General features: G+C 74.2%; 6 protein-coding genes. 3 read left to right on the forward strand and 3 right to left on the reverse strand.

Annotated features, from left to right (window positions below; translation table 11 throughout):
• Nucleotides 1-131: 131 nt before the first annotated feature.
• A complete protein-coding gene (locus GCU69_RS32145; RefSeq protein WP_098754491.1) occupies nt 132-1403 on the reverse strand; it encodes a D-alanyl-D-alanine carboxypeptidase family protein in 1272 nt (423 codons plus the stop codon).
• Between the two features lie 127 nt (nt 1404-1530).
• Nucleotides 1531-1962 carry a hypothetical protein gene (locus GCU69_RS32150; RefSeq protein ID WP_098754490.1) on the reverse strand — a complete coding sequence of 144 codons (432 nt, stop codon included), beginning with the start codon at nt 1960-1962 and terminating at the stop codon, nt 1531-1533.
• Between the two features lie 219 nt (nt 1963-2181).
• Between GCU69_RS32150 and GCU69_RS32155 the strand changes: the two genes are divergently transcribed.
• The 3 genes from GCU69_RS32155 to GCU69_RS32165 all read left to right on the forward strand — a co-directional run bounded on the left by GCU69_RS32155 (nt 2182) and on the right by GCU69_RS32165 (nt 6281).
• Nucleotides 2182-2514 (forward strand): cupin domain-containing protein, encoded by a 333-nt coding sequence (locus tag GCU69_RS32155; protein WP_098754489.1) that lies wholly within the window; start codon nt 2182-2184, stop codon nt 2512-2514.
• 384 nt (nt 2515-2898) lie between these two features.
• Nucleotides 2899-3903: an SCO0930 family lipoprotein gene (locus GCU69_RS32160; RefSeq protein ID WP_156207970.1), complete on the forward strand. Its 1005-nt coding sequence runs from the start codon at nt 2899-2901 to the stop codon at nt 3901-3903.
• A gap of 296 nt (nt 3904-4199) precedes the next feature.
• Complete coding sequence (locus GCU69_RS32165) at nt 4200-6281, forward strand: SpoIIE family protein phosphatase (RefSeq protein ID WP_156207971.1); 2082 nt, start codon at nt 4200-4202, stop codon at nt 6279-6281.
• Between the two features lie 157 nt (nt 6282-6438).
• Here the strand turns inward: GCU69_RS32165 and dhaM are convergent, their stop codons facing one another.
• A complete protein-coding gene (gene dhaM / locus GCU69_RS32170; RefSeq protein ID WP_156207972.1) occupies nt 6439-6852 on the reverse strand; it encodes a dihydroxyacetone kinase phosphoryl donor subunit DhaM in 414 nt (137 codons plus the stop codon).
• Nucleotides 6853-6934 lie beyond the last annotated feature (82 nt).

A 6934-nucleotide genomic window follows, 5' to 3' on the forward strand; every position in this document is an offset into this window, starting at 1 on the left:
CGGGGCCGCCGGTATCTCCGCGGGCCCGCACGGTCCTTCTGCGGCCACCCGGTCCCTCAGCGCCACCCCGTCTCTCAGCGGCCCGCCGGTCTGTCCGCGGGCCGTCCCGTCCCTCTGCGGCCATCCGCCCCTCAGCGGCCGCCCGGCTTCTCGACGGGCGCGGCCGCCCGGGTTCTCGCGGCCGCCAGACCACCCGGCGGTGCGGCTGCCGCCGCCGTCCGTTCCGCGAGCCGCCGCCGGTACCGCAGCAGCGGCCACAGCGCACCGGCCAGCAGCGCCGCCGCCGCGACCGGGACCGTCCGGCCCGTGGTCCAGAATCCCTCGCTCCCCGCGCCGGGGGATGCCGCGCCGGACAGCGCCGCCGAGCCGTGCCGTGGTTCGTCGGCGCCGGCCTGGTTGAGGGTGCCGACCGAGGAGGCCTCGCCCGCGACGGTGAAGCCCCAGTCCAGCAGGGAGCGCGCCTCTTCGTAGACGGCGTGCGGCACGCCCGAGCGCGGGTTCATCACGGTGACGAGCAGCGTCCGGCCGTCCCGTCGCGCGGCGGCGACCAGGGTGTTGCCGGCCTCGCTGGTGTAACCGTTCTTCACGCCGATCAGGCCGCGGTACGGGGTGACCCCGGGACCGCCGGAGAGCAGCCGGTTCGTGTTCTGGATGCCGAACGAGCCGGTCACCCGGCCGTCCGCGGTGCGGCCCGTGGGGAAGTCGGCCCGCGCCATGGCGCTGTAGCGCGCGAAGTGCGGATTCTGCAGGCCGGCCCGTGCGATGAGGCTCAGGTCGTACGCCGAGGACACCTGCCCCGGCGCGTCGTAGCCGTCGGGGGATACGACTTGGGTGTCGACCGCCCCCAGCATCCTGGCCTTGGCCTGCATCTGGCGGACGGTCCTCTCCACCGAGCCGTTCATCGCGGCCAGCGCGTGCACGGCGTCGTTGCCCGAGCTGAGGAAGACCCCGAGCCAGAGGTCGGCGACGGTGTAGCGGTTGCCGGCCCGGATGCCGACCCGGCTGCTGCCGGGGCCGACGTTCCGCAGCTCCGCCTCGGACACGGTGCGCAGGGTGTCCTGCGGGAACTTGGGCAGCAGGGTGACGGCGAACAGCGTCTTGAGTGTGCTGGCCGGCGGCAGCCGCCGGTGCGCGTCCTTGGCCGCCAGCACCTGGCCGGTCCGCGCGTCGGAGACCATCCACGACCGGGCGGACAGCCCCGACGGCAGTTCCTGCCCCGCCGCCCCGGGCGGTGCGTGCAGCCCGGGTGCGGACAGGGGCCGGGCGGCGGCCCCCGGCCCGGGGCGGCCGTCGCCGCCCGTGTCCGCGTGCGCGCGCGGCGGTGCGGCACCGGCGGTCAGGCAGCAGAGGGCGGCGACGGCCGCCGCGCAGATGCGCAGGGTGAATCCGGAGATCGCGTCCATGACTGCACCGTAGAAACGGCATGGGAGGCCTGCCGCGCGTTCCTGCTCCATACGGGCCGACGTGCCGGCCAACACTCAGCCTCCAGGCCTAATCAGTGAACTGAAACTCCGTCGGCACCGCGGCGTGTCAGTCCTCGGGCCCGCCCGCCTGTTCGACCGGCACCACGAAGACGACACCGCGGCCGGCCGCGGTGCCCGCGCGTTCGCTGCCGGGGGACACCAGCACACCGGGCTCCCCGTCGCAGTCGGCGGTCGGGTACAACTGGGCCGACAGATCGGTGTCGTTGCGGAAGGCCGTGGCGACCGGGCCGTCGAACGGATAGCAGATCCCGACCCGCGGGGAGTCGATGGTCCGCTCAGCGGCCTTCTCCCCGTACGCGAACGCCGGCAGCCCGGCCGCGGGCGAGGCCGGAGCGGAGGCGGAGGACTCCGAGGACGACGGGCCCCGGAAGCCGGCTCCCTCGCCGGCCGCCGGATCGTCGTCCGAGGCCATCGTGGCGCCGTACAGCACCACCGCGATGACGCCGGCCGCCGCGGCGACGGACAGGTATCTGGTCATAGCACGCATGGGACCTCCACAGGGCCGGATGAACTGCGATCGTGCTCCAGCACCCTGGCCGCGGAAGACCGCGCGGCGTGTCAGCCATACCGTCAGGTAACCCGATGAGCGCATGGAATCGGCCCCGGAGCGCTCCGGCTCTGGGCCGACCGGGGGAGTGCCCGCGGCGCACGCGCACCGGGGGATGCGCGGGCCCCTCCCGGGCAGCACAGTGGGGGCATGGAGAAGATTTCGCTCAGGGCCACGGCCGAGGAACAGCTGGGAGCCGCTCACCAGGCCTCCGCCGGCCGTTCCGCCGTCACAGCGGTCGGGGACAACGGCGGCCGTCTGCGGCAGACCGTGATCGCGCTGCGCGGCGGGGAACGCCCCACCGAACACGAGAGCCCCGGCGAGGCGACCGTACTCGTGCTGACCGGGCGGGTGCGGGTGAGCGCCGGCGAGGAGGGTGTCACCGAGGGGACGAACGGCGATCTCATCGTGCTGCCCGACGACCGGCACTCCCTGGAGGTCCTGGAGGACTCGGTCGTCCTGCTGACGGTGGCCAAGCCCTGAGGGAACGGCCGCCGAGCCCCGGGGGAACGGCCGCCGAGCCCCGGGGGAACGACGCCGAGCCCTGAGGGATTCGTCGCCGAGCCCCGGCGGGTCGGCAAACCCCGCGGGAAGCGGCGGACCGCCGGCCCCCCGCCCGGCCCCGTGTCGGCCCCGTCCCGCCGCCGCGCTCTCCCGTCGTCCCGCCGGGCGGGCCGCCCTCCTCCCGTTCCGTTCGTCCACCGTCGCGTCCGGGCCCGTCCCCCGCCCGTCACCCTCTCGCCCCGCTCCGCCCCGGATCCGAAGTTTTCCGGCGCCGGTTGAAACACTCCGCGTGACGATCCGTACCTAGTCGCGTCGGAGGCGCACACCCGCGCCGGCCGGGAACGCGGATCGCAGGAGACGGATATGAGGAAGTGGCAGAGCGCCTCGATCGCGCTGTCGGCGGCAGCGCTGATGCTGGCGACGGCGTGCGGTTCGGACGAGGGCGGGCCGGGCGCGAACGCGGCGCAGCCCGCGGGGCAGGCGGGTGCCGCGTACCCCGACGGCACGGAGAGCGGCGCGGCGTCCGGGCAGCAGAAGGCCAAACCCGCCGGACAGCTGACCATCGGGGACAGCGAGGAACTCGGCCCCGTGCTCACCGACAACGCGGGCTTCACCCTCTACCGCTTCGACAAGGACAGCGCGAAGCCGTCGAAGTCCGCGTGTGAGGGCGACTGCCTCAAGACCTGGCCCGCGGTCCCGGCCGTGGACGTGTCCTCCACCAGCGGCATCGACGCCGAGCTGCTCGGCGAGGTCACCCGGCCGGACGGCACCAAGCAGCTGACCGTGGCCGGCTGGCCGATGTACCGGTACGCCAAGGACACCGAGCCGTGGCAGACCAACGGGCAGGGAGTCGGCGGCACCTGGCACGCCGCCGCCCCCGACGGCAAGAAGGCGGCTCCCGGCACCGAGAACGGCGTGGATCCGGGCACCGGCACCGTCCCCGCGGGCAGCGGCAGCGGCAGCGGCAGTGAGGGCGGGGCGCCCGCCGGCGGCGGTGCGGAGGAGGCGGAGCTGCCCGCGCTCTCCGCGAAGAAGGACGGCGAACTGGGCGAGATCCTGCGCGACGCCGAGGGCCGCACGCTCTACCGGTTCACCAAGGACAGCGCCTGGCCGATGAAGTCCAACTGCACCGGCAAGTGCCTGGAGCTGTGGAAGCCGGCCAAGCCGGTCAAGAAGGCCGACGTCGAGGACGTCGACACCGGGCTGCTCACCACCTTCGAGCGCTCGGACGGCAGCAGGCAGCTGTCCATCGACTGCTGGCCGCTCTACTGGTACACGGGCGACGAGAAGCCCGGCGACACCAACGGCCAGGGTGTCGGCGGAACGTGGTACGCGGTCTCGCCCGACGGAAAGCTGATCAAGAACTGACACGCCGCGCCCGCAGGCGCCCGGAAGCCCGCCGCGCCCGCGCCGCACGGCGGGGACCGCACCGCCCGAGGGAGCGCACCACCCGAGGGAACGCAGGGCCGATGGACCGTACCGCCCGAGAGAACGCACCCGTCCCCGCCGGAATGCCCGGCGGGGACGGCGGCGGTTCCGGGGCCGTCACGCTCCGGCACCCGCACCACTCGTCAATACGGACAATAAGTGACAAAGTGGCGCTGTAGTCCGTACGAGAGAAGTCGGCGCACCGCACAGGGCGGTCGACCGCGCCGGGAGGCGACATGGTTGATCGTGACGCGGGCCCGCGCCCGTACCCGCCCGGCAACGGCGACCCGGCGGTCATGGATACGGCGGCGAACCTCGCCCTCAACCGGGTCGGCAGCTTCGACTGGGACCTCGGCACCGGCCGGCTGCTCCTGGACGGCCCCGCGCTCGACCTCTTCGACCTGCTGCCCGAGGAGTACGACCAGGACCCGGGCACCCTCGCGCGCCGGGTCCCGGTGGAGGACACGGCCCGGCTGGACCAGGTGGTGACCGACGCCGTGGGCGAGGGCCGGGCGACGTACGGCATGTACTTCCGCATCCGGCGCCGTGAGGGGCGGCTGATGTGGGCCCACACCCAGGGGCACGTCCTGTGGGACGACGACGGGCACGCGTACCGCATCCTCGGTGTCGTGCGGGACGCCACCCAGGAACTCTCGCACGCGGCCGAGCGGGCCGCCCTGGAGGAGGTCCGCCGCCAGCAGACGGCCGTGGTCGAGGAGACCGCGGTCGCCCTCGCGCGGGCGGTGACCGTGCAGGACGTCATCGGCGTGCTGAAGGAGACCCGGGGCATCGGCCGGGCGGACCCGGTCTCCGTCGTGATGGGCCTGGTCGAGAACAACCGGGTGCACGTCGTGGCCGAGGGCCAGGCGGGCAGCTGGGTGCCGGGGCTGGAGTACACCGGCGTCGACCAGGAATACCCGATGAGCGAGGTCGTGCGCACCGGCGAACTCTGCCTGGTCCGCTCGCGCGGCGAGTTCGCGGCCCGCTACCCGCTGCTGTGGCCGCACCTCGAACCGCTGGACGTCGGCTCCGCCGTCTATCTGCCGCTGATCGCCCAGGGCCGCCCGCTGGGCGCGATCGGCCTCCTCTACAGCGTCGGCCAGCCCTTCAGCCCCGAGGACCGCAATCTGCTGGTGAGCTTCAGCAGCAGCATCGCCCAGAGCCTCCAGCGCGCCATCCTCTACGACCAGGAGCACGACATCGCGGAGGGACTGCAGACCGCGATGCTGCCGCGCATTCCGCCCGTCCCGGGCGCCGAGGTGGCCGTCCGGTACAGCGCGGCACGGCTCGGCCGGGACGTCGGCGGCGACTGGTACGACGTGATCCCGCTGCCCGGCGGGCGGGTCGGTGCCGTGATCGGCGACGTCGAGGGGCACGACACGCACGCGGCGGCGATCATGGGGCAGCTGCGCATCGCCCTGCGCGCGTATGCGGCCGAGGGGCACGCGCCCGCCACCGTGGTGGCCCGCGCGTCGTACTTCCTGGACGAGCTGGACACCGAGCGCTTCGCGACCTGTACGTACGTGGACGCCGACCCCGTGGGCGGCGGCCTGCGGATCGTCCGGGCCGGCCATCTGGACCCGCTGCTGCGGCAGGCCGACGGCAACTGCCGGCAACTGCCCGTCGCGGGCGGCCTGCCGCTGGGCCTGTCCGCCCGGTTCGGCCGGAACGACTACCCGGTGAGTTCCGTGGAACTCGGCCCGCAGGAGACGCTGCTGCTCTACACGGACGGACTCGTCGAACAGCCGGGCACGGACCTGGACGAGGGCGTGCGGATGCTCATCGACGCCGTCCGCAAGGGGCCGTTCGACGTGGAGGAACTCGCGGACCGGATGCTGCGGACGATGAAGGACCGCACCGGCGAGGACGACATGGCGCTGCTGCTGATGAGCCGGACGGGGGCCGAGCCCGGGCCCGCCGCCCGCGCGCGCACGCTCCACCAGTACATCACCCCGGCCGACCCCGAGTCCCTCGCCACCGCCCGGGACATGATCCGCGAGGCGGTCCGCAGCTGGGAGGCGGAAGAACGCGCCGAAGACGTGGTGCTGGTCGCCGACGAACTGGTGACCAACTCCCTGGTGCACACCGAGGGCGGGGCCGTGGTGACCGCCCTGATGTTCCCCGGCCCGGAGCGCCGGCTGCGGATCGAGGTGCAGGACCGCTCCAGCGGCCTGCCGCGCCGCCGGGAGCCGGGCGAGGCGGGGACCTCGGGGCGCGGGCTGCTGCTGGTGGACCTGCTGGCCGACGTGTGGGGTGTGGAGTCCCGGGGCTCGGGCAAGGCCGTGTGGTGCGAGTTCGTGTGCGGCCGGGCCGAATGAGCCCGCCGGAGCCGCGCCCGGCGCGGGGCGCGGCTCCGGCGGGCTGCCGTGTCCCGACGCGTATCGACGTGTATCGACGCGTATCAACGCGTAACGACGTGTATCAACGCGTAACGACGTGTATCATCGCGTAACGACGTGTATCGATGTGTATCGGTCAGAGCTTGCGGTACGTCCGCGCGTCGTCGGCCGCCGACAGCACCAGCGGGAGGTCCGCCCCCGTCGAGGCGGTCACCAGCGCCGCCACGGCTCCTTCGACGAAGGGCGCGTCCGCGATCCGTACGTCCGGCGGCAGCCCGTCCGCGCCGGAGTCCGCCAGCAGTGTCTTCACGGTGAGCACCGCGCTGCCCATGTCGCAGAGCACCACGACGCCCCGGCCGTGGTCGACCCGTTCGACGGCGCGCCGGACCAGCACCGCACTGGTGCCGACACGGCCGTCCTCCGTGCCGCCCGCGACGGCGACCGGCGCCGGTGTGCCCGCGCCCACCAGGGCCTCGGCCAGCGCCGCGGTGGCTTCGGCGACCTCGCGGCTGTGCGACACCAGGACGACGCCCACCCGGGGCGCCGACACGCCGTGACCGGCGCTCTTGTCCGGCCCGGAGGAGGCCGCGGCGCCGGTGCCGCCGCCCGCGCGGTCCCGGCTCCCGGCCCCG

Source organism: Streptomyces lycii (assembly GCF_009735685.1).
Taxonomy (GTDB): Bacteria; Actinomycetota; Actinomycetes; order Streptomycetales; family Streptomycetaceae; genus Streptomyces; species Streptomyces lycii.